Below are 24,855 nucleotides of genomic sequence, written 5' to 3'. Positions count from 1 at the left end.
CCCACCCCAGGCAGCATCGGGTGGGGGCACAGGCATGTCCACCGCTGGTTGAGGAGGGCCGCCAAGGCCCGTCTCGAAACCAGCGCACCGTCGAGGGGTGGTTTCGAGACGCTCGCTGGCGCTCGCTCCTCAACCACCGGGGACCGCTGGCGCTCGCTCCGGTTCCTGAGGAGGCGCGCCAGCGCCGTCTCGAAGGGCAACCACCGAGGACCCTGTCGAACCCCGGCGCCCAGGCAGAACTACGTGCAGCGCCCCGCCGCGAAGACGATGCCGGCGATTGCCTCCGGCGGCTGCACGTAGTTCTGCACGCCGCGCCGTCGGTGGCGCCAGCCTCGGTGTGGTTGAGGAGGGCCGCCAGGCCCGGCCGTCGGTGGTTGAGGAGGGCCGCCAAGGCCCGTCTCGAAACCAGCACGTCGTCGAGGGTGGTTTCGAGACGCTCGCTGGCGCTCGCTCCTCAACCACCGGAGACCGCTGGCGCTCGCTCCTCAACCACCGGAGACCGCTGGCGCTCGCTTTGGCTTCGAGACGCTCGCTGGCGCTCGCTCCGGTTCCTGAGGAGGCGCGCCAGCGCCGTCTCGAAGGGCAACCACCGTAGGCCACCGCGGCGAGCGACCCGCATGGTCTCGAGACACCGGCGGCCGTAGGTCGCCAGCAGGGGCAGGCCTCATCGGCCGGACTCGGTGTACCTCGGGCGACCGTCGGCCAGGGCGCCCAAGGCCGCCTCGATCCGTCGGGCGGTGAAGTCGGCCGCCCGTTCGCGCACCTCGTCGGGGGAGCAGAAGGCGGCAGCCCGGATCTCGCGCTCCTCGCGCACGACCTCGTACACGATGGCCGCGTCCTGGACCCCGCCGTCGAAGACGAGGCAGACGGCGTCGTCCCAGCCGCCCCACGGGGGCAGCCAGTCGGTGAGCAGCAGCTCGCCGGGAGGCAGGGACAGCGAGAGCTCCTCCTCGACCTCGCGGCCGACGGCGAGCCGGGGTGACTCGCCGACCTCGACGACCCCTCCGGGCAGGTCCCAGTCCTGCTTGTAGGTGAGCTGGCACAGGAGCACCCGGTCGGCGGGGTCGCGCACCAGCATCTGGCTGATCGCCCGCTTCCGCGGTAGGAACGAGTTGAGCAGGGCCCGGAAGCTGCCGGGATCGCTCAACGGCGGGTCGGAGGCGAGCCGCGCCAGCACGACGTACCCGGTCGTCTCGGACCGCTCGCCGGCCCCCGGCGCCACCCGGCTGACGCCTTCGCGCCGCAGCCCGGCACGGGTCGCCACCCGCAGGGCGGCCTCGTTGCCCTGCTCCACCCGCGCCTCCACGCGGGTGAGCCCCAGCCCGCCCTGCCCGGCCTCCGTGAGCGCCCAGTCCGTGAGCAGGCGCAGGGCCCGGGTGGCGCTGCCGCGCCCGCGGTGACCGGCGTAGAGCGCCCAGGAGAGCCGACCGGTCTGGGCGTCGGTACGCCGGATCGCGAGGTGTCCGACCGCCCGTCCGTCCCGCTCGACGACGAATCCGGCGGCCCGTCGGCCGTCCCGGTAGCCACGTCGCCACCCGTCCACCGCGTCGACCAGCTCGGCGCGCGAGGGTCCGCTCCCGTCGGTGCCGGCCCAGTGCGCGATGAGGTCGTCGTGGCCCTCGACCGCGACGTCGAGGTCGTCGTCCCGCCAGGGTCGCAGGGTCACGGTCCCGTCGGTCAGGTTCGGCTGATCGGTGCTCACCCGGCAACCCTAGGCGGCGCGGCATGGAGGTCGTTGGCGCGCACCATGGCCGTCAGCAGACCGTGGGCACGCTCGGCGACCGGGTTCTCCGGCCGCCGGGACGCGAGCTCGACCAGCGCCAGCAGGTCGGCGGCACGGGCCCGCTCGACGAGCTCGGCGTTCGTGCCGTCCACCTGGGACAGGACCGCGGACGCCAGCTCAGGGTCTCGCTCGAAGCGCAGCAGGTTGCCGAGATCCGCGTACGGCGACCCGGCGTGCGCGTACTCCCAGTCGACCAGACCCGTGACCTCCCCGGTGCCGGGATCGACCAGCAGGTTCTTGGGGTTGACGTCGCCGTGCACGAGGCACACCCGCTCCGTCGGGTCGAGCAGGTCCTGCGCGCGGTCGGCGAGGGAGAGCAGACCGGCGACGTCGCCGGCCGGCCAGGCCGACAGCGCGGTCCCGTGGAGGTGCTTCTCGACCCAGGTGCGCAGGTCGGTCGCCTCGGGCACCGGGCACACGGTGAGCGCGGCGTCGGTGAACTCTCCGCCCGACAGGAAGGGAATGCCCCGCAGAGTCCGCAGCAGCCCGCCCACGGAGGTCCCGATCCGGCGACGCAGCTCGGCGTCGGCATGCGGCAGCACCAGGTCCAGCCGGGTCCCGGGCAGCCGCGTGGTCACCATCAGCGCGGGCAGGTCCGCCTCCGGGACCGGACGCCGCACCTCGACCACGGTCGGCACCGGCAACAGCCCGCGGACCAGGTGCAGCACGGCCGCATCGATGTCCACCGCCAGCGGCCCGCGCGCCCGGGACCGGCCGGCATGGATCCGCACCACCAGGCCGTCGCCGGCGGCGAAGGTCTCGCCGCTGAACCCGCCCTCCAACGGCGCCAGGCCGGTCATCGCGCCGCTGTCCGGGTCGGCCCCCGGGCCGGTCATCGCGTCGAGGCGGCCCTCAGCCACACGGTCGCGAGCGGAGGCACCACGATGTCGGCGTGCGCCGGCTGACCCGACCACCCTCCTTCGACGGCCGTGACCGTGCCCAGGTTGCCCACACCCGACCCCGAGTACGACGCGGCGTCGGTGTTGAGCACCTCCTCCCACGCGCCTGCAGTCGGCAGCCCGAGCCGGTAGCCCTCGTGCGGGATCGCGGCGAAGTTCGCCACGCAGACCAGGTCCGGGGCACCCGGGGCCCGGCGGACGAACGAGAAGACGTTGCGGCCCGCGTCGTTGGCGTCGACCCAGGCGAAGCCGGACGGGTCGTGGTCGTGGACGAACAGCGCGGGGGAGTCGCGGTAGACCCGGTTCAGGTCCCGCACCAGCGACTGGACGCCACGGTGCTCCGGGTGGTCGAGGAGCCACCAGTCCAGCTCCCGGGCCTCGGCCCACTCCGACTCCTGGCCGAGCTCGGCGCCCATGAAGATCAGCTGCTTGCCTGGGTGCGCCCACTGGAAGGCGAGGTAGGCCCGCAGCGTGGCCAGCTGCTGCCAGCGGTCGCCCGGCATCTTGCGCAGCAGCGACCCCTTGCCGTGGACCACCTCGTCGTGGGACAGCGGCAGCACGTAGTTCTCGCCGTAGGCGTAGGCCATCGAGAAGGTCATCTGCGCGTGGTGGTGCACCCGGTGCACCGGGTCGTGCTGCACGTAGCCCAGCGAGTCGTGCATCCAGCCCATGTTCCACTTGAAGCCGAAGCCGAGCCCTCCCTCGGAGGTCGCCCGCGTGACACCGTCCCAGGCGGTCGACTCCTCGGCCACCATCATCACGCCGGGGCAGCGCTTGTAGACGGTGGCGTTCAGCTCCTGCAGGAACTGCACCGCCTCGAGGTTCTCGTGCCCGCCGTGCACGTTCGGCGTCCACTGGCCCGGCTCCCGGGCGTAGTCGAGGTAGAGCATCGACGCCACGGCGTCCACGCGCAGCCCGTCGGCGTGGAACTCCTCGAGCCAGTAGAGCGCGCTGGCGACGAGGAAGTTCCGCACCTCGCGGCGGCCGAAGTCGAAGATCAGCGTGCCCCACTCCGGGTGCTCGCCCAGCGAGGGATCGGCGTGCTCGTAGAGCGGCCGGCCGTCGAAGCGGGCCAGCGCGAACGTGTCCTTGGGGAAGTGCGCGGGCACCCAGTCGAGGATCACCCCGATCCCCGCCTGGTGCAGCCGGTCGATCAGCAGCCGCAGGCCGTCCGGGTCGCCGAACCGCGAGGTCGGCGCGAAGTACGACGTCACCTGGTAGCCCCACGAGCCCCCGAACGGATGCTCCATCACCGGCATCAGCTCCACGTGGCTGAAGCCCAGGTCGGAGACGTAGGCCACCAGCTCGTCGGCGAGCTCGGCGTAGCTCGGCGTGCTGCCGCCGTGGCACCGCCACGACCCGAGGTGCACCTCGTAGACCGACACCGGCTCCTGGGTCGCCTGCGCCGCGGTGCGGGCCGCCAGCCAGGCGTCGTCGCCCCAGGCGTAGGCCGACTCGGTCACCACCGACGCGGTCTGGGGCGGCACCTCGGTGGCGTTGGCCAGCGGGTCGGCCTTCTCGTGCCAATGCCCGTCCGCGTCGAGCAGCGCGAACTTGTAGCGGGCGCCGGCGCCCACGTCGGGCAGGAACAGCTCCCAGACACCGGAGGTGCCGAGCTGACGCATCGGGTGCTCGCGCCCGTCCCACTGGTTGAAGTCGCCGGTCACCCTGACGCCGCGCGCGTTCGGTGCCCACACCGAGAACGAGGTGCCGCTCACGCCGCTGTCGTAGCGCCGCGGGTGCGCGCCGAGCACGGTCCACAGCTGCTCGTGCCGGCCCTCGTTGATCAGGTGCAGGTCGGTCTCGCCCACCGAGGGCAGGTACCGGTACGGGTCGTCGTACGTCGCGGGGTCGTGGTCGGCGTAGGCGACGGCGAGTCGATAGTCCGGCACCTCCGAGCCCGGCAGCTCGGCCACCCACACACCCTCGTGCTCGTGCGTCATCGGGGTCCGCTCGACGCCGTGCAGCACCTCGACCGAGCGGGCCAGCGGACGCAGCGCGCGCACCGTGACCCCGCCCTCGTGGGGGTGCGCCCCCAGGATGCCGTGCGGGTCGCCGTGGCCACCGGCCACCAACAGGTCGATCTGGTCGTGATCCATGGGCCTGGTCATGTGAGCAGCCTCTCGACGGCGGTCAGCGGGATGGAGACCCAGCCCGGACGGTTGCGGGCCTCGTAGACGCACTCGTAGACCGCCTTGTCGGCCTCGTAGGCGTCGAGCAGGACGGGGTCCGGCACGGTGCCCGAGGCCTCGGCGTACGCCGCCACGAAGGCGCCGCGGTTGCGCTGGGCCCACTCGCGCGACCGGTAGGCGCGCTGCTCGACTCCGGAGAGGTCGCCCTCGCCGTACGAGCGCTCGGTGACCGCGGCGGCGTAGTCGAACGAGCGGAGCATCCCGGCGACGTCGCGCCACACCGAGTCCGGCAGGAGCCGCTCGGCCAGGGGCCGGGCCGGCTCGCCCTCGAAGTCGACCAGCTTCCAGCCGCGGACGGTGCGCAGCGTCTGGCCGAGGTGCAGGTCCCCGTGCACCCGCTGCACCGGGACGTCGTCGAGCCCGGCGACGGCGTCGAAGAGACCACCCAGCCGCTCGGCGTACGGCGCCAGCCCGGGGACCACCTCGACGGCCTCGGCGAGTCGGCTCCGCATGAGCTCCGCCAGCCCCCGCAGGTCGGCCCGGGAGCGACGCTCGACCGGGAACTCCGCGGCCAGCGTCGCGTGGGTCTCGGCCAGGGCCGTGCCCAGCCGCGCGGACTCGCCCGCGAAGTCGCCGCCGACCTCGTCGGCGTGCAGGTCGGCCTCGGAGAGCAGGTTGCGGACGCTGTTGAGGGCCAGGTCCCAGCCGTCGCTCGCGGTGCGCAGGAACTGCTGGAGCATCGCCAGCTGGATCACCGAGTCCGTGCCCTCGTCGAGGGTGTCCAGCCATCCGTAGAGGCCGGCCACGTGGTCGGACCCGGCCCGGGTCAGCACGTCGTGCACCTGGATGTCCGGGTTGACGCCGGGGGTGACCTTGCGGAAGACCTTCATCAGGCAGTCGTCGCCGAAGGCGACCGAGCTGTTCGACTGCTCGCCGCTGAACAGCGTCGAGTGGGTGGTGACGTCGAGGTCGTGCCCCCCGAGGGTGTGGAAGACCAGCTCCTCGCGGTGGTCGGCGGTGCCGTTCGCCTCCGCCACGAAGGCGGTCAGCCAGCGGGCCATCGCGTCCCGGTCGTGCACCGCGTCGTACACGTGCCGCCAGCCGAAGTCGGGGTCCTCCCAGACGCCGACCAGGGCGTGCTCGAGGCGCGGCTCCTCGGCCCGGCGGTAGGCCAGCGGGACCTGGTACAGCTCGGACTCGCCGTCGGCGTAGGCGATCTCGACGAGCTCGATCGCCACGGCCATGTCCTCGTCGGGCCCGGGCAGCACCCCGGCCCTGCGGACGCCGCTGACGGTGAGCTCGCGGCCCTTCCCGCCGAACCAGCGCGCCTGCGCCACGAAGTCCTCCAGCTCCTGCCTCATGAGCCCCGCACCTCCTCGGGCTCGGCCCAGCTCTCGGGCGCCGGGAGCCGGAACCAGTAGAAGCCGTGCCCGCCCAGCGTCAGCAGGTAGGGCAGCTCGCCGATCGCCGGGAACGGGACCCCGCCGAGCAGCTCGACGGGGGAGCGGCCCTCCCACCGGCGCAGGTCCAGCTCCACGGGCTGCGGGAAGCGCGAGAGGTTGTTGACGCACAGGATCACGTCGTCGCCGTGCTCGCGGACGTAGGAGAGCACCGTCGGGTTCGAGCCGCCCAGGTCGTGGAAGTCGCCCAGTCCGAACGCCGGGTGCTTGCGGCGGGCGTGGATCATCCGCCGGGTCCAGTGCAGCAGCGAGGAGGAGTTCTCGAGCTGGGCCTCGACGTTGACGCTCTGGTAGCCGAACACCGGGTCCTGGATGGCCGGCAGGTGCAGCTTGCCGGGGGTGGCGTTGGAGAAGCCTGCGTTGCGGTCCGGCGTCCACTGCATCGGCGTCCGGACGCCGTCCCGGTCACCGAGCCAGATGTTGTCGCCCATGCCGATCTCGTCGCCGTAGTAGAGCACCGGCGACCCGGGCAGGGAGAGCAGGAGCGCGGTGAACAGCTCCATCTGGTTCGTGTCGTTGTCGAGCAGCGGCGCCAGCCGGCGCCGGATCCCGATGTTGGCCTTCATGCGGGGGTCCTTGGCGTACTCGCCCCACATGTAGTCGCGGTCGTCGTCGGTGACCATCTCGAGGGTCAGCTCGTCGTGGTTGCGCAGGAAGATGCCCCACTGGCAGCCGTCCGGGATGGTCGGGGTCTGCTCGAGGATCTCCGAGATCGGGTAGCGCGACTCCCGGCGCACGCTCATGAAGATCCGCGGCATCACCGGGAAGTGGAAGCACATGTGGCACTCCGTGCCCACCCAGCGACCGGACTCCTCGTCGTGCTGGCCGCCGAAGTAGTCGACCACGTCCGCCGGCCACTGGTTGGCCTCCGCGAGCAGCACCCGGCCGGGGTACTTCTCGTCGACGTGGCGGCGGACCCGGCGCAGCAGCTCATGGGTCTCGGGGAGGTTCTCGCCGTTGCTGCCCGGCCGCTCGTAGAGGTACGGCACGGCGTCCAGGCGGAAGCCGTCCAGCCCCATGTCGAGCCAGAAGTCGAGGGCCTCGAAGATCGCCTCGACCACCTTCGGGTTGTCGAAGTTGAGGTCGGGCTGGTGGTGGAAGAAGCGGTGCCAGAAGTACTGCTGCCGGACCGGGTCCCACGTCCAGTTCGACGGCTCGGTGTCGACGAAGATCACCCGCGCGTCCTGGTAGACGTCGTCGGTGTCGGACCACACGTAGAAGTCGCCGTACGGCCCGTCCGGGTCCGCGCGGGAGGCCTGGAACCACGGGTGCTGGTCGCTGGTGTGGTTCATGACGAAGTCGATGATCACCCGGATCCCGCGCTGGTGGGCGGCGTCGAGGAAGTCGTGGAAGTCCTCGGTGGTGCCGCACTCGGGGAGGATGTTGGTGTAGTCGGCCACGTCGTAGCCGCCGTCCCGCAACGGCGAGGTGAAGAAGGGCGGCACCCACAGGCAGTCCACCCCGAGCCACTCCAGGTAGTCGAGCTTCTCGATCAGCCCCTTGAAGTCACCGGTGCCGTCCCCGTTGGAGTCCCGGAAGGAGCGGACCAGGACCTCGTAGAAGACCGCGGTCTTGAACCATTCGGGCTGGTCTCCGACGCTCGTGCTCGTCGAGAGATCGCTCATGGCACCTTCCTCACGCTGAGCACGTGCGCGGGTTCGTCGTGCGGGTCCAGCCGGACGTAGTTCGTGGCTCCCCAGGTCCAGGTCTGGTCGGTCAGCTCGTCGTGCACGGGGAAGGTCCCGCCGTCCGGGACGCCGAGCGCCGCCAGGTCGAGGTGGACCATCGTCTCGCGGGTGCCGTGCGGGTCGAGGTTGACCACCACGATCACAGCCTCCTCGACCTCGCCCGCGGCGTCCCGGGTGGCCTTGCTGTACACCAGCACCGAGTCGTCGTCGCTGCGGTGCACGGTCAGGTTGCGCAGCAGCCGCAGGGCCGGGTGGGTACGGCGGACGTGGTTCAGCCGGGTCAGGTACGGCGCCAGGCTGCGTCCCTCCGCCTCCGCCCCGGCCCAGTCCCGCACCCGGACCTGGTACTTCTCCGAGTCGAGGTACTCCTCCGAGCCGGGGCGGACCGCCACGTGCTCGAACAGCTCATAGCCCGCGTAGACGCCCCAGCTCGGGCTGCCCGTGGCGGCGAGCACGGCCCGGATCCTGAACGCCGCGGGGCCGCCGTACTGCAGGTAGGCGTGCAGGATGTCCGGGGTGTTGACGAACAGGTTCGGCCGCATCAGGTGGTCGGACTCCCGGGCCAGCTCGGTGAGGTACTCCTCCAGCTCGCCCTTGGCGGTGCGCCAGGTGAAGTAGGTGTAGCTCTGGTGGAATCCCACGGCACCCAGCGCGTGCATCATCGCCGGCCGGGTGAAGGCCTCGGAGAGGAACACCACGTCGGGGTCGGTGCGCCGCACCTCGGCGAGCAGGTGCTCCCAGAACGCCACCGGCTTGGTGTGCGGGTTGTCGACCCGGAAGATCCGGACACCGTGCGACATCCAGTGGTGCACCACCCGCAGCACCTCGCGGTAGATGCCCTTCGGGTCGTTGTCGAAGTTGATCGGGTAGATGTCCTGGTACTTCTTGGGCGGGTTCTCCGCATAGGCGATCGTCCCGTCTGCTCGGGTGGTGAACCACTCCGGGTGGGACTCGACCCACGGGTGGTCCGGCGCCGCCTGCAGCGCCAGGTCCAGCGCCACCTCCAGCCCCAGCTCGCCGGCCCGGGCCACGAAGGCGTCGAAGTCGTCGATCGTCCCGAGGTCGGGGTGGACGGCGTCGTGGCCGCCCTCCGCGGACCCGATCGCCCACGGTGACCCGGGGTCGTCCGGCCCCGGGGTGAGGGTGTTGTTGGGCCCCTTGCGGTTCACCCGGCCGATGGGGTGGATCGGCGGGAGGTAGACCACGTCGAAGCCCATCGCGGCCACCGCGTCGAGCCGCTCGGCGGCCGTGCGCAGGGTGCCGCCGGTCACCGCCCCGGAGACCGGGTCCCGGGTGGCCCCCTCCGAGCGCGGGAAGAACTCGTACCAGCTGCCGAACAGCGCGCGCTCGCGGTCGGCGTACGCCGGGTAGGGGCCCTCCACGGTGACCATCTCGCGCACCGGGGTGCGGGCCAGCACCGCGACCAGCTCGGGGGCGGTGAGCACGGCGAACCGGGCGGGGACCGGACGGGTGGTGTCGGCGGCGGCGTCCACGGCCGCTCGGACCAGGTCCCGGTCCTCGGGAGCGGCCTCCTCGGCCACCCGCTCGAGCAGCAGGCGACCCTCGGTGAACATCAGCTCGGTGTCGATGTCGGCCGGGATCTTGATGCCGGCGGCGTGCTGCCAGGTGGCGACCGGGTCGGACCAGGCGTGCACCTCGAAGGTCCAGCCGCCCGGGAGGTCGGGGGTGAGCCAGGCCGTCCAGCGATCGGGGACCGAGGGGTCGGCGGTCATCCGCACCGGCGGCCGGCGCCGGCCCTCGGGATCGGTGAGCACCACCTCCGCCCCGAGCCGGTCGTGTCCCTCCCGGAACACCGTGGCCGAGACCGGGAACGGCTCCCCCACGGTGGCCTTCGCCGGGTGTCGACCGAGGTCGACCACAGGGGTGACGTCCATGACGGGTATGCGTCCGACCATGGCCCCACCCTAGAGGTCGGGGGAGGTCGTGCAAGCCGACCGGGAGGTGTCCGCCCACGTGCTGGTCGCCCTGTTGGATCGATCCACACGAGGGGTACGGTCAGTGGGTGCGTGCCATTCGACGATTCACCGTCCGCCCCGTCCTGCCCGACGAGCTCTCCGGTCTCGGCGACCTCGCCGCGAACCTGCGCTGGTCCTGGCACCCGGAGACGCAGGACGTCTTCCGGGCCATGGACCCCGAGCTGTGGGAGTCGGTCCACCGGGACCCGGTCCGGATGCTGGGCGCGGTCGGCCCCCGGCGGCTGGCCGAGCTGGCCGGCGACCGCCGCTTCCGCACCATGGTCGAGCTGGCCGTCGCCGACCTCGAGCACTACCTGACCGGACCGGGCTGGTTCGGTGAGCGGGCGCAGGAGGCCGACCGTCCGGCCCCGCGCTCGATCGCCTACTTCTCGCCCGAGTTCGGGATCACCGCCGTGCTGCCGCAGTACTCCGGGGGACTGGGGATCCTCGCCGGCGACCACCTCAAGACCGCCTCGGACCTCGGCGTCCCGCTGGTCGGGGTCGGACTGCTCTACCGCCACGGCTACTTCCGGCAGTCGCTCTCGCGGGAGGGGTGGCAGGAGGAGACCTACCCGGTGCTGGACCCCGACGGCCTCCCGATCTCGCTGCTGCGCGAGGACGACGGTCGGCCCGCCCAGGTCGAGGTCCCGGTCCCCGGCGACGCCCCGCTCCGGGCCCGGATCTGGGTGGCCCAGGTCGGTCGGGTGCCGCTGCTGCTGCTCGACTCCGACGTGGAGGAGAACCCGTCCGCGCTGCGCGAGGTCACCGACCGGCTCTACGGCGGCACCACCGAGCACCGGCTGCTCCAGGAGCTGCTGCTCGGCGTCGGCGGGGTGCGCGCCCTGCGCGCCCACTCCCGGATCACCGGCGCCCCGGACCCGGAGGTGTTCCACACCAACGAGGGTCACGCCGGCTTCCTCGGGGTCGAGCGGATCCGTGAGCTCACGACCGAGGGCCCGCAGCTCGACTTCGACACCGCGCTCGAGGTCTCGCGGGCCGGCACCGTGTTCACCACCCACACCCCGGTCCCGGCCGGGATCGACCGGTTCCCCCGGGACCTGGTCGAGCAGTACTTCGGTGGCAACAGCCCGACCCCGGGCGTGCCCGTCGAGCGGGTGCTCGCGCTGGGCGCCGAGGACTTCGACGGCGGCGACGCGGGCGTCTTCAACATGGCGGTCATGGGGTTCCGGCTGGCGCAGCGCGCCAACGGCGTGTCCGAGCTGCACGGGCAGGTCTCGCGCGGGATGTTCAACGGCCTGTGGTCCGACTTCGACGTCACCGACGTGCCGATCACCTCGATCACCAACGGCGTGCACGCGCCGACCTGGGTCGCCCGCGAGGTGTTCGAGCTGGCGAGCTCGGCCGGCGCCGACGTCGAGGGTGCCGGGGTCTGGGACGCCGTCGACAAGGTCCCGGCCGGAGACATCTGGAGCACCAAGCGGGTGCTGCGCCAGCGGCTCGTGGACGACGCCCGCCGGCGGGTGCACGCCTCCTGGCTCAACCGTGGTGCCGCCCGGGCCGAGCTCGGCTGGGTGGACTCCGTGCTCGACCCCGACGTGCTCACGATCGGCTTCGCGCGCCGGGTGCCGTCGTACAAGCGCCTGACGCTGATGCTGCGCGACCCCGCCCGGCTCAAGCGGCTGCTGCTCGACCCCGAGCGGCCGGTCCAGCTGGTCATCGCCGGCAAGTCGCACCCGGCCGACGACGGCGGCAAGCGGCTGATCCAGGAGATCGTCCGCTTCGCCGACGACCCCGAGGTCCGGCACCGGATCGTGTTCCTGCCGAACTACGACATCGCCATGGCCCAGCCGCTCTACCCCGGCTGCGACGTCTGGCTGAACAACCCGCTGCGTCCCTACGAGGCGTGCGGCACCTCCGGCATGAAGGCCGCCCTCAACGGCGGCCTGAACCTCTCCATCCTCGACGGCTGGTGGGACGAGTGGTACGACGGCAACAACGGCTGGGCGATCCCGTCCGCCGACGTCGTCCACGACGCCGACCACCGCGACGACATCGAGGCGACGGCGCTCTACGACCTGATCGAGCACGAGGTCGCCCCCCGCTTCTACGACGTGGACGCGGCAGGGGTGCCGACCCGCTGGATCGAGATGGTCCGGCACACCCTGAAGTCGCTCGGGCCCAAGGTGCTCGCGACCCGGATGGTGCGCGACTACGTCGACCGGCTCTACGCGCCGTCGGCGGTGGCCTCCCGGGCCCTCAACGGCGACTACGGGCGGGCCGCGGAGTTCGCGGACTGGAAGCGCCGGGTCGTCGAGGCCTGGCCGGGGGTGCGGGTCGAGCACGTGGAGAGCTCGGGCCTGGCCGACGCACCCGAGGTCGGGTCCCGGGTCCAGGTCCGGGTCTTCGCCTCGCTCGGGTCGCTGGCGCCCTCGGACGTGGAGGTCCAGCTGGTGCACGGCGCGGTCGCGCACGAGGACGACCTCGTCGACGTGGCGACCAGCGCGCTGCGCCCGGTGGAGGAGTACGAGGGCGGCCGGCACCGGTTCGAGGGCGAGGTGACCCTCGGCACCACCGGCCCGTTCGGCTACACGGTGCGGGTGCTGCCGCGGCACGACCGGATGGCGGCCCCGGCCGAGCTGGGCCTGGTCGCCCTGCCCTGAGCCCTGCCCTGAGCCCTGCCCCGAGCCCTGTCCCGGGAGGGCTCAGGTCTGGCGCAGCACCACGACCGTGCGGGCATCGACGGTGATCTTCTCGCCGGCGGTCACCGGCTTGCCGGTGGGCAGACCCGGGTCGGTCGAGAGGACCACCTCGCCGGCGTTCACCCACTCGTTCTCGGGCAGCATCACGTCGACCACCTCGGGTGAGGCGTTGAGCCAGATCATGAACGACTTGTCGCGCAGCTGCTCCCCGCGGGGGCCGGGGGAGCGTAGCGGGCTGCCCGAGACGAACATGCCGACCGCGTGCAGGCCGTCGTCGTGCCAGTCCTCCTCGGTCATCTCGCGCCCGGAGGGGTGCAGCCAGGCCAGGTCCTTCGGGCCGCCGCGCATGGTGGGACGCCCCTCGAACCAGTGCCGCTGCCGCAGCGCCGGGTGCTCGCGACGCAGGCGCAGGGCGGCGCGGGTCAGCTCGTAGATGTCGAGCCACGCGTCGTCGGGTCGCCAGTCGATCCAGGAGATCTCGTTGTCCTGGCAGAAGGCGTTGTTGTTGCCGCCCTGGGTCCGGCCGCGCTCGTCGCCGGCGGTGATCATCGGCACCCCGTTGGACAGGCACAGGGTGGCCATGAGGTTGGCCGCCTGGCGGTGCCGCAGCGCGAGCACGTCCGGGTCGTCGGTCCCGCCCTCCGCGCCGCAGTTCCAGGAGCGGTTGTTGTCGGTGCCGTCCCGGTTGTCCTCGCCGTTCGCCTCGTTGTGCTTGTGGTCGTAGGAGACCAGGTCGCGCAGCGTGAACCCGTCGTGGGCGGTCACGAAGTTCACCGACGCGTACGGCGAGCGCCCGTCGTCGGCGTACAGGTCCGAGGAGCCGGCCAGCCGGGTCGCGAGAGTGCGGATGCCGTCGCCGTGGCCGCGCCAGAAGTCGCGGACGGTGTCCCGGAAGTGGTCGTTCCACTCCACCCACGGGGGCGGGAAGCCGCCGACCCGGTAGCCGTCCATGGAGGCGTCCCAGGGCTCGGCGATGAGCTTGACGTGCCGCAGGACCGGGTCCTGCCCGATCGTGGTCAGCAGGTCGCTGTGCATGTCAACCTCGTGGTCGGTGCGGGTCAGGGCCGACATGAGGTCGAAGCGGAACCCGTCCACGTGCATCTCGTCGACCCAGTAGCGCAGCGAGTCCAGGATCAGCCGCAGCGCCATCGGGTGGGCGGCGTCCACGGTGTTCCCGCATCCGCTGACGTCCCAGTAGACGTCCTGCGGCTCGGCGTCCGGGGCCGGCGCCTCACCCTCCGGGTCCTCGCCGACCCGGTAGTAGATCGAGTCGTCGAGCCCCCGGAACGACAGCGTCGGCCCGAGCGGCCCGGCCTCGGCGGTGTGGTTGTAGACGACGTCGAGGATCACCTCGATGCCGGCGGCGTGGAAGGCCTTGACCATCTGCTTGAACTCCGCGACCTGCTGACCGCGGTCACCGGCGGAGGAGTAGGGGTGGTGCGGGGCGAAGTACCCGATCGAGTTGTAGCCCCAGTAGTTGACCTGGCCGCGCTCGGCGACCGAGGGCTCGGTCAGGAACTGGTGGACCGGCAGCAGCTCGACCGCGGTGACCCCGAGGTCGGAGAGGTAGTCGATCACCGCCGGCGTCGCCAGGCCGGCGTACGTGCCGCGCAGCTCCTCGGGGACCCGGTCGTGGAGGGCGGTCATCCCCTTGACGTGCAGCTCGTAGACGACCGTGTCCCGCCAGCGGTGCCGCGGCGGCGCGTCGCCCTCCCAGTCGAAGGCGTCGTCGACGACGACACCGTGCGGGACGTACGCCGCCGAGTCGGCGTCGTCGCGCTCCTCGGGGCTGCCCAGGGTGTAGCCGAAGATCGCGGGGTCGACGGCCAGGTCCCCGCTGACGGCCCGCGCGTAGGGGTCCAGCAGCAGCTTCGCGGGGTTGAACCGCAGGCCGCGCTCCGGCTCCCACGGCCCGTTCGCCCGGAAGCCGTACCGGGTCCCGGGGGTGACGCCCGGCACCGCGCCGTGCCAGATCCCCAGCGACTGCTCGGTGAGCAGGTGCCGGGTCTCGCGGGCCGTGTCGCCCTCCCCGTCGAGGAGGCAGACCCACACGTGCGTGGCCTGGGGCGCGTGGACGGCGAAGTTCGTCGCCTCCGGCGCCCAGGTCGCCCCGAGCGGATAGTTGCGGCCCGGCCAGATGGCGGCCGTCTCGCCTTCGCGTTCCCACATTCCAGGTGTCACGCGGACCATTGTCCCTGACGGCTCCCCGCGACCGTGGACTAGGCTCCGTCCACGTCCGACCGGTCGCCCGGCGCGGTGACCGGCCAGCACTCGATCCGACAGCTTGGGAGACTCGATCCATGGGTGAGTTCGTTCGACTGGAGGTCGCCGACGGGGTGGCCACGATCCGGCTGGACCGGCCGAAGATGAACGCCCTCGACCGCCAGATGCAGGAGGAGATCCGGGCGGCCGCGGCGGAGGCGACCGAGCGCGAGGACGTCAAGGCGGTCGTGGTCTACGGCGGGGAGCGGGTCTTCGCCGCCGGTGCCGACATCAAGGAGATGGCGGCGATGTCCTACACCGACATGGTGCAGCGCTCCGGCGGGCTGCAGTCGGCCTTCACCGCGGTGGCCCGGATCCCAAAGCCGGTCGTCGCCGCCGTCACCGGCTACGCGCTCGGCGGTGGGTGCGAGCTGGCGCTGTGCGCGGATGTGCGGTTCGCCGCCGAGGACGCCACGCTCGGCCAGCCGGAGATCCTGCTCGGGATCATCCCCGGTGCCGGCGGGACCCAGCGGCTGACCCGACTGGTCGGGCCCAGCACCGCCAAGGACATCATCTTCACCGGCCGCTTCGTCAAGGCCGACGAGGCGCTGCGGATCGGCCTGGTCGACCGGGTGGTCCCCGCCGCGGAGGTCTACGAGCAGGCCGTCGCCTGGGCCGGGCAGTTCGCCGGCGCCGCGACGTACGCCCTCCGGGCCGCGAAGGAGGCCGTCGACCGCGGGTCCGAGGTGGACCTCGAGACCGGGCTGGAGATCGAGCGGCAGCAGTTCGCCGCGCTGTTCGCGACGCGGGACCGCAGCACCGGGATGACCTCGTTCATGGAGAGCGGCCCCGGCAAGGCACGGTTCGAGGGCGCCTGAGACGGCTCGCGAGCCAGCCGGGCCGGACGTATATGGTCCGACCCGGGAGGAACGACCTGAGAGGACACCGGCTGTGGCCGAGGCGAAGAGCAAGAGTGACAAGGACGGCGGCCGGTCCGACCGACGCGGCGGCATGAGCATCAGCGTCGACGACGTCCGCAGCCGGATCGGTCAGGCGCTGTGGCTGGTGACCGTGGTCTTCGCGGTCCTCCTCGCGACCGGAGCCCTCACCTACGCCCTCGACGCGAACGAGGGCAACAGCCTCGTGGAGTTCGTCCGCGAGGCCGCCGACCGGGTCGACCTGGGCATCTTCAGCCTGGAGAACGGCATCAAGGAGTTCGCCGGCAAGAACGCCGAGACGAAGAACGCGCTCTTCAACTGGGGTCTCGGGGCGGTGTTCTGGCTGGTCGTCGGGCGGGTCCTGGACCGCGTCATCCGTCCCTGAGGTGTGAGCGACCCCACCGCGGACGCCCATTCCGCGGCTGGTGACGCGCTAGTAACCTCGCCAACACAACCGAGTCTTCAGGAGGGGCCGCAAGGCCACACCACCATGAACATTGTTGTCTGTGTGAAGCACGTTCCGGACGCCACGGCCGACCGGAGGTTCGAGGACGACGCGACCGTCGACCGGGTCGGCGTCGACGGGCTGCTGTCCGAGCTCGACGAGTACGCCGTCGAGCAGGCGCTCCAGATCAAGGAGAAGTCCGGCGACGAGGGCACCGAGGTGACCGCGCTCTGCGTCGGCCCCGAGGGTGCCGTTGACGCCGTCCGCAAGGCGCTGCAGATGGGCGTCGACAAGGGCGTCCACGTCTCCGACGAGGCGATCGCCGGCTCCGACGCCATCGCCACGTCGCTGGTGCTGGCCGAGGCCGTCAAGAAGATCGGCGACGTCGACCTGGTCGTGTGCGGCATGGCCTCCACCGACGCCAGCATGAGCGTGGTGCCGCCCATGATCGCCGAGCGGCTCGGCCTCCCGCAGGTCACGCTCGCCTCGGTGATCGAGCTCCAGGGCGACCAGATCCGGATCAAGCGCGACGGCGACGCCGCCACCGAGGTCATCGGCGCCACGCTGCCGGTCGTGCTCTCGGTGACCGACCAGACCGGTGAGGCCCGCTACCCGTCGTTCAAGGGGATCATGGCGGCGAAGAAGAAGCCGCTGGAGACCTACGCGCTGTCCGACCTCGGGGTCGAGGCCGAGAAGGTCGGCCTCTCCGTGGCCTGGAGCGCCGTGGAGGAGACCACCGAGCGTCCCCCGCGGACCGCCGGCGAGATCGTGACCGACGAGGACGGCTCGGGCGCCACCGCGCTCGCCGAGTTCCTCGCCTCCAAGAAGTTCATCTGAGGAGCCCGCTGACATGAGTGAAATCCTGGTTCTGGTCGACCACGTCGACGGCACCGTCCGCAAGACCACCAACGAGCTGCTCACCCTGGCCCGGCGGCTCGGCGAGCCGTCCGCGGTGTACGTCGGCTCCGGCGAGGCCCCGGTCGAGGCGCTGAAGAAGTTCGGCGCGGAGAAGATCTACGTCGTCGACGACGCGGAGATCAAGGGCTACCTCGTGGCCCCCAAGGCCGAGCTCCTCCAGCAGCTGGTCGAGAAGACCTCCGCCGCCGCGGTGCTGATCCCCTCCTCCGGCGAGGGCAAGGAGATCGCCGGCCGGCTGGCGATCAAGATCGAGTCCGGCCTGATCACCGACGCGGTGGACGTGGAGGCCGGCGCCAGCGGCCCGGTCACGACGCAGTCCGTGTTCGCCGGCTCCTGGACCGTGCAGGCCAAGGTCACCAAGGGCACCCCCGTGATCACCGTGAAGCCCAACTCGGCCGCCCCCGAGGAGGCGGCCGGTGCCGGCACCGTGGAGGAGTTCGCGCCGACGATCTCCGACGCCGCCAAGGCCGCCCAGATCGTGGCCTCGCAGCCGCGGAAGGCGACCGGCCGCCCCGAGCTGACCGAGGCCGCGATCGTGGTCTCCGGTGGGCGCGGCACCGGTGGTGACTTCGAGCCGGTGGAGAACCTCGCCGACGCGCTGGGCGCCGCCGTCGGCGCCTCCCGGGCCGCGGTCGACTCGGGGTGGAAGCCGCACACCTTCCAGGTCGGGCAGACCGGCAAGACGGTCTCGCCGCAGCTCTACGTCGCCAACGGCATCTCCGGTGCGATCCAGCACCGGGCCGGCATGCAGACCTCGAAGACGATCGTCGCGGTCAACAAGGACGAGGAGGCCCCGATCTTCGAGCTCGTGGACTTCGGCGTCGTCGGCGACCTGCACTCGGTGCTGCCCGCGCTGACCGACGAGGTCACCAAGCGCAAGGGCTGACCCCCCGACGTACCGACGCGAGCGCCCCGGTCGCCCTGAGAGATCAGGGAGGCCGGGGCGCTCGTCTCGGGTCAGGGCATCCGGATCCGCTCCACCGAGACGGTCCGGGCGCCGTCGACGCCGCCGATCTCCACCTGCCGCAGCTCGACGTTGTTGTCGGTGCTGTGCTCGACCAGCCGGTGCTTCGGGTTCGCCTCGACCGCGATGTAGTAGGTCCCGTTCGGGAGCCCCTTCAGCTTGAACGCCTGGCCGGCCCGGAACTGGGAGTAGGTGTCTCCGGACCCGGAGGAGAGCACCTCCCGGATCGAGATCGAGTCCTTGCGGCCGCAGGCGGTCTCGAGGTCCGTGCCGTCCGGCCGCCAGTCGGCACCGGGCACCGTGTAGTCGGTGGCGTCGGTGTTGGCCAGGCAGAAGGCCTCCTTGCGGGAGCGGACGACCGAGACCATGTCGGCGTCGAGCAGCCGGTAGCGGGCGAAGTCCTTGAAGTGCCAGTGGAAGTGGGTGTCCTTGGTGTCCCACTCCATCGTCCCGACCTGCTGGTAGCCGGTCTGGTTGCCGTCGGCGTCGATGAAGTACTGGTAGGCGTCCATCACGTCCTCGTCCTCGCGGCGGAAGCCGTCCACGACCAGCGGGGAGTCGCCGGCGTTCCAGACGGTCGCGGAGAAGCGCAGGTGGTTGCCCTTGGGGCTGACCCGGATCCCGAAGGCGGGCAGCGACCGCAGGTCGGGCTTCACCGCGGCGGGCTCGCCGGCCTTGGCGGTGGTCGGCTCGCGGTCGGCGGGGGTGGGGGACGGGTCCTGCGGACCCTGCTCGCCGGCACCCCGGCGGGCCGCCTCACGGTGGTTGGGTTCCCTGAAGCCGCCGCGCCCCGCCTCGAGGGTGAAGACCTTCTGTGCGTCGGACTTCGCGATCCCGAACAGGTCACGCCACTGCTCGCGGATCACCGCGGTCACCTCGTAGGTGCCCCGTGCGAGCCGGAACGAGCCGCCCAGCTCCAGCCGGTTCTGGTGCCCCTCCTGGATGCCCTGCACCGAGCCGAGCGTCCACTTGCGGTAGGGGCAGAAGCGTGGGTACGGCGACCGGAGCGGCGCGTCGGGACGGACCCGCTCGCTGGCCCAGGAGTTCAGGCAGACCGTCTGGCGCGTTCGGCGCACCGTGGCGCCGCTCTCGTCGCGCACCACCAGCTTCAGGAACTTCGGGAGACCCCGGAAGTTCGACATGGTGCCCTCGGGCAGGGCCACCGTGCCGGCCTCGGTGCGCCACTCGGTCCGGATCTTCTCGGTCCAGGCCGGCCGCTTCGACCAGAGCTCGAAGGGCTCGCCCTGGGCGATGAGCCCGAGCTCGGCGTCGAAGTAGACCCGGCCCCGGTAGGTGCTGCCGTAGACGGTCTTGGGCGCGACGAGCCGCAGCGGCGAGACCGCAGGCTCCTCGGAGAGTGCCGCTTGGGCACCGAGCGGGCCGACCACGGCCACGGCGGCGGTGGCACACAGGGCCACGGCCGGGGCGAGAATTCTGCGGATCACGACGGTTTCCTTCCCGGGAAGAGTGATGCTCCTGCCACTGTGACGCAGCGCGGGCCGGGGAGGTTGCCTGTTCGGACCCCGGGGTTCAACACCACCCGTCCGGGCCATGGGACCGCGGTGGGGACATCGGGGGTCACGACTAGGCTCGGAGCCATGAGCACCGAGCAGGAGGTCCGGGCCACGGCGGAGCGGGCCCGGGAGGCGAGCTTCTCGCTCGCACTGGTCAGCCGGGCCGCCAAGGACGCGGCCCTGCACGCGATGGCCGACGCCCTGGAGGGCCGCCGGGACGAGGTGCTGGCCGCCAACGCGGCCGACGTGCGCCGGGCCGAGCAGGCCGGGACGCCCGCCAACATCGTCGACCGGCTCCGCCTCGACGAGGAGCGGGTCGCCGGCATGGCCCGCGGGCTGCGGGAGGTCGCCGGCCTGGCCGACCCCGTCGGCGAGGTGGTCCGGGGCGGCACCCTCGCCAACGGGCTCGAGCTGCGGCAGCTGCGGGTTCCGTTCGGCGTGGTCGGCATCATCTACGAGGCCCGGCCCAACGTCACCGCGGACGCGGCCGGCCTCTGCCTCAAGTCCGGCAACGCGGCGCTGCTCCGGGGGTCCGGCAACGCCCTGACCAGCAACACCGCGATCGTGACGGTGCTGCGCGAGGCCATCGCCGAGCAGGGACTCCCCGCGGACGCGGTCCAACTGGTGCCCGGCGAGGGTCACGAGGGCGCCAAGGTGCTGATGCGGGCCAGGGGCCTCGTCGACGTGCTCATCCCGCGCGGCGGGGCCGGACTGATCCGCAGCGTGGTCGAGGAGTCCATGGTGCCGGTCATCGAGACCGGCGTCGGCAACTGCCACGTGTACGTCGACCGCGCCGCCGACCTCGACAAGGCGCTGGCGATCGTCCTCAACGCGAAGACCCACCGCACCAGCGTCTGCAACGCGGCCGAGTCGCTGCTCGTGCACGAGGACGTAGCCGACGAGTTCCTGCCCGTCGTGATCGAGGCGCTGCACGAGGCGGGGGTCACCATCCACGGCGACGAGCGGTTCGCGGAGTACGACCACGTGGTCGCCGCCAGCGACGAGGACTACGCCAAGGAGTACCTCTCGCTGGACATCGCCGCGGCCGTCGTACCCGATCTCGAGGGCGCGGTCCGGCACATCCGCACCTGGTCCACCGGGCACACCGAGGCCATCGTCACCGAGGACCAGTCGGCGGCGCGACGGTTCACGGCCCGGGTGGACTCGGCCGCGGTGCTGGTCAACGCCTCGACCCGCTTCACCGACGGCGGCGAGTTCGGCTTCGGTGCCGAGATCGGGATCAGCACCCAGAAGCTGCACGCCCGAGGGCCGATGGGACTGGTCGAGATGACCAGCACGAAGTACGTCGTCACCGGGGACGGCCACATCCGCTGACCGCCGCGGGCACCCGATAGCCTCACCGGCATGCGCGGGACGGGCTGGACACGCCGGACGGGGGAGGCCCGGTGAAGCTGGTGTGGGCCACGCTGGCCTACTCCGTGCTCTCCTCGGTGGTCCCGGTGTTCAACATCGAGATCTACCTCGCCGCGATCGCCACCCAGGTCCAGCCCGCCGACGCGCTGCCGCTCGCGATCATGGCGGGCGTGGGCCAGGCGATCGGCAAGCTGGCCTGGTACTACTCCGTCATCGCCTCGATGCGGCTGCCGTTCATGCAGCGCTGGCTCGCCAAGCCGAAGCGGCAGGCCCAGCTGGCCCGCTGGGAGGCCAGGATCGCGGGTCGTCCGGTCTTCGGCGGGGGAGTGACGTTCCTGTCCGGCCTGATCGGGGTGCCGCCGCTGCTGGTGATGGGGGTGGCCGCCGGCGTGGTGCGGATGAACCTGTGGCTGTTCATGACGATGATCGTGCTGGGCCGTGGTCTGCAGTCCTGGGTGATCCTGCTGGGGCTGGCGTCGATCTTCCACTGAGGGCACCGGTAGGATCGCGGCCATGTCGCTGACCTCCCTTGTGATCGTGGCCGCCGAGGCGGGCCACAGCGAGCCGGCCGTCCACCCCTACGCCGTGGGGGCGATCACGCTCGTCGTGCTGCTGGCGCTGCTGGTCGTCCTGCTGATGTTCGGCGGCGGGCGCGAGCACAGCTGAGGATGACCGACTCGGGCGGCGCGCGGCGCCGCGTGGGGGTGATGGGGGGCACCTTCGACCCGATCCACCACGGGCACCTGGTCGCCGCCAGCGAGGTGCAGGCGTGGTTCGACCTCGACGAGGTGGTCTTCGTCCCGACCGGCGCCCCGTGGCAGAAGTCCGGGCGTGAGGTCTCGCCGGCGGAGGACCGGTACCTCATGACGGTGATCGCCACCGCGGCCAACCCGAGGTTCCGGGTCAGCCGCGTCGACATCGACCGCACCGGGCCGACGTACACGATCGACACGCTGCGGGACCTCGGGCAGCAGCTGCCCGACGCGGACCTCTACTTCATCACCGGGGCCGACGCCCTGGCGAACATCTTCACCTGGCGCGACGCCGAGGAGCTGTTCGAGCTCGCCAACTTCGTCGGCTGCACCCGCCCCGGCTACGACCTCGGCAGCGAGGCGCTGGGTGACATCCCCGCCGAGCGGGTCACGCTGGTGGAGATCCCGGCCCTGGCGATCTCCTCGACCGACTGCCGCGAGCGCACCCGGCGCGGTGAGCCCGTGTGGTACCTCGTGCCCGACGGCGTCGTGCAGTACATCGCCAAGCATCACCTCTACCCGGCCACCCAGGAGACCCCATGACCGCCACCGACCGGGCCCTCGAGCTCGTCCGGGCCGCCGCCCACGCGGCCTCGGAGAAGCTGGCCCAGCAGATCATCGCCTTCGACGTCTCCGACCAGCTCGCGATCACCGACGCCTTCGTGCTCGCGTCCGCGACCAACGAGCGCCAGGTGAAGGCGATCGTCGACGAGGTCGAGGACCGGCTCCGCGAGGTCGGCGCCAAGCCGATCCGGCGCGAGGGCCACCGGGACGGCCGCTGGGTGCTCATCGACTACGGCGAGGTCGTCGTCCACGTGCAGCACGAGGAGGAGCGCGAGTTCTACGCCCTCGAGCGCCTCTGGCGGGACTGCCCCGCGATCACGCTCGACCTCTGACCTTCCCCGCACTTCCCTCGCCGTTGAGGAGGTCGCGCTCGGTGGTTGATGAGGTCGCGCAGCGACCGTCTCGAAACCCACCGCCGGCCGCCCCCCGCCGGTTGAGGAGGTCGCGCAGCGACCGTCTCGAAACCCACCGCCGGCCACCTCCGCCGGTTGAGCCGCGAGCCCGGGCGAGCGTGTCGAAGTCAGGCCCCCGCCGGTTGAGCCGCGAGCCCCGGCGAGCGTGTCGAAACCCGCCGCCGGCCACCTCCGCTGGTTGAGCCGCGAGCCCTGGCGAGCGTGTCGAAACCCGCCGCCGGCCACCCCTCGCCGGTTGAGCCGCGAGCCCTGGCGAGCGTGTCGAAACCCGCCGCCGGCCACCCCCGCCGGTTGAGCCGCGAGCCCCGGCGAGCGTGTCGAAACCCGCCGCCGGCCACCCCCGCCGGTTGAGCCGCGAGCCCTGGCGAGCGTGTCGAAACGCCTTGTGCACAACCGGTTCTCGCCCCGGGCGGATTGTCAGTGGGCACGGCTAGCGTGGTTGGCATGAGGACGAGGACCACCGAGACGACGAGCACCGCGGGCACCGGCACCGCGGGTGCGGTGTTGGCCTCGGCGCGGTCGAACCGGGAGGCCGCGGACGCGGCCGAGGTCCGGCTCCTCCAGGACGCCTGTGCGTGGGCGGACCTGCACCCCCCGGAGGGCATCCACCCGGCGGCCACGGTGTCCACGGCACTCTTCGGCGACACCGGCCTCCCCCTGGCTGGTGAGGGTGCCCCTGCGGTGGCGGAGTTCTGTGTGGCCGAGTTCGCCGCGAGTGTGGGGTTGGGCACCGAGTCCGGGAAGGCGCTGATCGGGGAGGCCCTCGAGTTGCGGCACCGGTTGCCGAACCTGTGGTCGCGGGTGATGGCCGGGGACCTGGCCGCGTGGAAGGCGCGTCGGGTCGCGGCCGCCACCATCGTCCTGTCCCCGGCCGCGGCCGAGTTCGTGGACGTGGCGGTCACGCCGGTGGCGCACAAGGTCACCCCCGGCCAGGTCGACCGACTCGTCGCCGAGGCGATCGGCCGGTGCGACCCGCAGCTGGCCCAAGAGCGGGCCGACCGGGCGGTCGCGGGCCGGCACGTGTCGATCACTCACGGCCAGGTGTCCTTCGACGGGACCAGCCAGGTGCACGGGATCTTGGACCTGGCCGACGCGTTGGACCTCGACACCGCGGTGGCGAACGGTGCGGCACAGCTCAAGGCGCTCGGGTCCACCGAGGACCTCGACGCCCGCCGCGCATCGGCGCTGGGTGGCCTGGCCCGCCGACAGCTCGCCCTGGACCTCAACCCCAACACCCCCGACACCGGCGACCTTGAGGCCGACCGCGGCGTCGACGAGACGGACGAGGCGGGCGGCGAGCAGGTCGCCGACGCCGCCGCGGGCGCGCACGAGCCCGCCGGCCGAGCAGAGAGCGGGCGGGTGAAGCCGCGGCAGGCGGTGCTCTACCTGCACCTGGCCGCGGAGGCCATCACCGGCACTCAGGGCGGCACCCGTGCCCCCACCCATCGTGGCGCGGACAGTGGCACGATCGCCGGCACCACCGACATCGCAGGCGGCGGCACCGACACCGGAGGCCATGGCGGGGTGGTGGGGCGCTGTGAGCTGTCCCGGTCCCCGGTGACCGCCGACCAGATCCGCACCTGGTTGGCCCACCCCGACGCGCAGGTGGTGGTCAAGCCGGTGCTGGACCATCAGGGGTTGGTCCCGGTCGATGCCTACGAGGTGCCGGACCGGATGGGCGAGGCGATCCGCCTGAGGGATGGGACGTGTGTGTTCCCGTGGTGCACCCGCCCGGCGAGGTCCTGTGATGCCGACCATGTGGTCGCCTACGACCCCGACGGCCCTCCGGGGCAGACCGCGACGGGCAACCTGGGCGCGTTGTGTCGGCGGCATCACCGGCTGAAGACCCACGGCGCCTGGAGGTGCGCTACCCCGGTGCCGGGGGTGTTCGAGTGGACCTCCCCGCACGGGCTGCGGTTCCGACGCGACCGGACCGGCACCCTGGACATCACCGACCCGACCCGCCCGGCCGGTTCCCCGCCCGAGCATTGAGGACCACGCCCCACACCCCACCCCGGGCAGGATCGGGTGGGGACACAGGCATGTCCACCGGTGGTTGAGGAGGGCCGCCAGGGCCCGTCTCGAAACCAGCGTGCCGTCGAGGGGTGGTTTCGAGACGCTCGCTGGCGCTCGCTCCTCAACCACCGGGGACCGGGCTCGCTCCGGTTCCTGA

19 protein-coding genes are annotated in these 24,855 nt (G+C 72.1%); 11 read left to right on the top strand and 8 right to left on the bottom strand.

Annotated features, from left to right (window positions below; translation table 11 throughout):
• Positions 1 to 664: 664 nt before the first annotated feature.
• From IE331_RS10550 to IE331_RS10525, 6 genes are read right to left on the bottom strand one after another with little or no spacing between them, the layout of a single operon-like run.
• Positions 665 to 1,702 (bottom strand): NUDIX hydrolase, encoded by a 1,038-nt coding sequence (locus tag IE331_RS10550; RefSeq protein WP_192143344.1) that lies wholly within the window; start codon positions 1,700 to 1,702, stop codon positions 665 to 667.
• Positions 1,699 to 2,643: a phosphotransferase family protein gene (locus IE331_RS10545; protein ID WP_201931606.1), complete on the bottom strand. Its 945-nt coding sequence runs from the start codon at positions 2,641 to 2,643 to the stop codon at positions 1,699 to 1,701. The genes IE331_RS10550 and IE331_RS10545 overlap by 4 nt, the downstream gene beginning before the upstream one ends.
• A complete protein-coding gene (gene glgB / locus IE331_RS10540) occupies positions 2,616 to 4,793 on the bottom strand; it encodes a 1,4-alpha-glucan branching protein GlgB (RefSeq protein WP_192143342.1) in 2,178 nt (725 codons plus the stop codon). The genes IE331_RS10545 and glgB overlap by 28 nt, the downstream gene beginning before the upstream one ends.
• Positions 4,790 to 6,175, bottom strand: coding sequence for a maltokinase N-terminal cap-like domain-containing protein (locus IE331_RS10535; RefSeq protein ID WP_192143340.1), 1,386 nt, complete (start codon positions 6,173 to 6,175; stop codon positions 4,790 to 4,792). Before IE331_RS10535 ends, glgB begins: the two co-directional genes overlap by 4 nt.
• Positions 6,172 to 7,899, bottom strand: a complete 1,728-nt coding sequence (treS, locus tag IE331_RS10530; protein WP_192143338.1) for a maltose alpha-D-glucosyltransferase — start codon at positions 7,897 to 7,899, stop codon at positions 6,172 to 6,174. The genes IE331_RS10535 and treS overlap by 4 nt, the downstream gene beginning before the upstream one ends.
• A complete protein-coding gene (locus tag IE331_RS10525; protein WP_192143336.1) occupies positions 7,896 to 9,878 on the bottom strand; it encodes an alpha-1,4-glucan--maltose-1-phosphate maltosyltransferase in 1,983 nt (660 codons plus the stop codon). Before IE331_RS10525 ends, treS begins: the two co-directional genes overlap by 4 nt.
• 107 nt (positions 9,879 to 9,985) lie before the next feature.
• Between IE331_RS10525 and glgP the strand changes: the two genes are divergently transcribed.
• Entirely contained in the window at positions 9,986 to 12,559 is a 2,574-nt protein-coding gene (gene glgP / locus IE331_RS10520) for an alpha-glucan family phosphorylase (protein ID WP_192143334.1), read from the top strand.
• A gap of 42 nt (positions 12,560 to 12,601) precedes the next feature.
• Here glgP and glgX read toward each other — a convergent pair whose 3' ends face one another.
• Positions 12,602 to 14,788 (bottom strand): glycogen debranching protein GlgX, encoded by a 2,187-nt coding sequence (gene glgX / locus IE331_RS10515; RefSeq protein WP_192143332.1) that lies wholly within the window; start codon positions 14,786 to 14,788, stop codon positions 12,602 to 12,604.
• A 110-nt stretch (positions 14,789 to 14,898) separates the two neighbouring features.
• Here glgX and IE331_RS10510 point away from each other — a divergent pair, with 110 nt between their 5' ends.
• From IE331_RS10510 to IE331_RS10495, 4 genes are all read left to right on the top strand, one after another.
• Positions 14,899 to 15,678, top strand: a complete 780-nt coding sequence (locus IE331_RS10510) for an enoyl-CoA hydratase/isomerase family protein (RefSeq protein ID WP_192143330.1) — start codon at positions 14,899 to 14,901, stop codon at positions 15,676 to 15,678.
• A gap of 73 nt (positions 15,679 to 15,751) precedes the next feature.
• Entirely contained in the window at positions 15,752 to 16,123 is a 372-nt protein-coding gene (locus IE331_RS10505; RefSeq protein WP_201931590.1) for a hypothetical protein, read from the top strand.
• Between the two features lie 123 nt (positions 16,124 to 16,246).
• Entirely contained in the window at positions 16,247 to 17,020 is a 774-nt protein-coding gene (locus IE331_RS10500; RefSeq protein WP_449866963.1) for an electron transfer flavoprotein subunit beta/FixA family protein, read from the top strand.
• 13 nt (positions 17,021 to 17,033) lie between these two features.
• A complete protein-coding gene (locus tag IE331_RS10495; protein ID WP_192143326.1) occupies positions 17,034 to 17,987 on the top strand; it encodes an electron transfer flavoprotein subunit alpha/FixB family protein in 954 nt (317 codons plus the stop codon).
• Positions 17,988 to 18,058: 71 nt separating this feature from the next.
• On the opposite strand, the gene IE331_RS16985 is transcribed toward IE331_RS10495, so the two are convergent.
• Positions 18,059 to 19,510 (bottom strand): lysyl oxidase family protein, encoded by a 1,452-nt coding sequence (locus IE331_RS16985; protein WP_201931588.1) that lies wholly within the window; start codon positions 19,508 to 19,510, stop codon positions 18,059 to 18,061.
• 153 nt (positions 19,511 to 19,663) lie between these two features.
• On the opposite strand from IE331_RS16985, the gene IE331_RS10485 reads away from it, so the two are divergent.
• From IE331_RS10485 to IE331_RS10460, 6 genes are all read left to right on the top strand, one after another.
• On the top strand, positions 19,664 to 20,914 hold the full coding sequence (locus IE331_RS10485) for a glutamate-5-semialdehyde dehydrogenase (protein ID WP_192143323.1): 1,251 nt from the start codon (positions 19,664 to 19,666) through the stop codon (positions 20,912 to 20,914).
• 71 nt (positions 20,915 to 20,985) lie between these two features.
• Positions 20,986 to 21,444, top strand: a complete 459-nt coding sequence (locus IE331_RS10480; RefSeq protein ID WP_192143322.1) for a YqaA family protein — start codon at positions 20,986 to 20,988, stop codon at positions 21,442 to 21,444.
• 22 nt (positions 21,445 to 21,466) lie between these two features.
• Positions 21,467 to 21,619, top strand: a complete 153-nt coding sequence (locus IE331_RS10475; protein ID WP_192143321.1) for a hypothetical protein — start codon at positions 21,467 to 21,469, stop codon at positions 21,617 to 21,619.
• A gap of 2 nt (positions 21,620 to 21,621) precedes the next feature.
• The gene (gene nadD, locus IE331_RS10470) at positions 21,622 to 22,248 is read left to right on the top strand and encodes a nicotinate-nucleotide adenylyltransferase (RefSeq protein WP_192143320.1); all 627 of its coding nucleotides are present in this window, start codon (positions 21,622 to 21,624) and stop codon (positions 22,246 to 22,248) included.
• Entirely contained in the window at positions 22,245 to 22,601 is a 357-nt protein-coding gene (gene rsfS, locus IE331_RS10465) for a ribosome silencing factor (protein ID WP_192143319.1), read from the top strand. Before nadD ends, rsfS begins: the two co-directional genes overlap by 4 nt.
• A 525-nt stretch (positions 22,602 to 23,126) precedes the next feature.
• Positions 23,127 to 24,674, top strand: coding sequence for an HNH endonuclease signature motif containing protein (locus tag IE331_RS10460; protein WP_192143318.1), 1,548 nt, complete (start codon positions 23,127 to 23,129; stop codon positions 24,672 to 24,674).
• Positions 24,675 to 24,855 lie beyond the last annotated feature (181 nt).

It is taken from the genome of Nocardioides donggukensis (assembly GCF_014842875.1).
GTDB classification, from domain to species: Bacteria; Actinomycetota; Actinomycetes; order Propionibacteriales; family Nocardioidaceae; genus Nocardioides; species Nocardioides donggukensis.
Note: the sequence above shows the minus strand (reverse complement) of the source record. Positions and strands in the feature narration are given on the sequence as shown.

Coding starts and splice junctions, on each gene's coding strand:
- glgB (WP_192143342.1), bottom strand. CDS start 4,793: ATGACCAGGCCCATGGATCACGACCAGATCGACCTGTTGGTGGCCGGT.
- IE331_RS10535 (WP_192143340.1), bottom strand. CDS start 6,175: ATGAGGCAGGAGCTGGAGGACTTCGTGGCGCAGGCGCGCTGGTTCGGC.
- treS (WP_192143338.1), bottom strand. CDS start 7,899: ATGAGCGATCTCTCGACGAGCACGAGCGTCGGAGACCAGCCCGAATGG.
- IE331_RS10525 (WP_192143336.1), bottom strand. CDS start 9,878: ATGGTCGGACGCATACCCGTCATGGACGTCACCCCTGTGGTCGACCTC.
- glgX (WP_192143332.1), bottom strand. CDS start 14,788: ATGGTCCGCGTGACACCTGGAATGTGGGAACGCGAAGGCGAGACGGCC.
- IE331_RS10510 (WP_192143330.1), top strand. CDS start 14,899: ATGGGTGAGTTCGTTCGACTGGAGGTCGCCGACGGGGTGGCCACGATC.
- IE331_RS10495 (WP_192143326.1), top strand. CDS start 17,034: ATGAGTGAAATCCTGGTTCTGGTCGACCACGTCGACGGCACCGTCCGC.
- IE331_RS10485 (WP_192143323.1), top strand. CDS start 19,664: ATGAGCACCGAGCAGGAGGTCCGGGCCACGGCGGAGCGGGCCCGGGAG.
- IE331_RS10475 (WP_192143321.1), top strand. CDS start 21,467: ATGTCGCTGACCTCCCTTGTGATCGTGGCCGCCGAGGCGGGCCACAGC.
- nadD (WP_192143320.1), top strand. CDS start 21,622: ATGACCGACTCGGGCGGCGCGCGGCGCCGCGTGGGGGTGATGGGGGGC.
- rsfS (WP_192143319.1), top strand. CDS start 22,245: ATGACCGCCACCGACCGGGCCCTCGAGCTCGTCCGGGCCGCCGCCCAC.
- IE331_RS10460 (WP_192143318.1), top strand. CDS start 23,127: ATGAGGACGAGGACCACCGAGACGACGAGCACCGCGGGCACCGGCACC.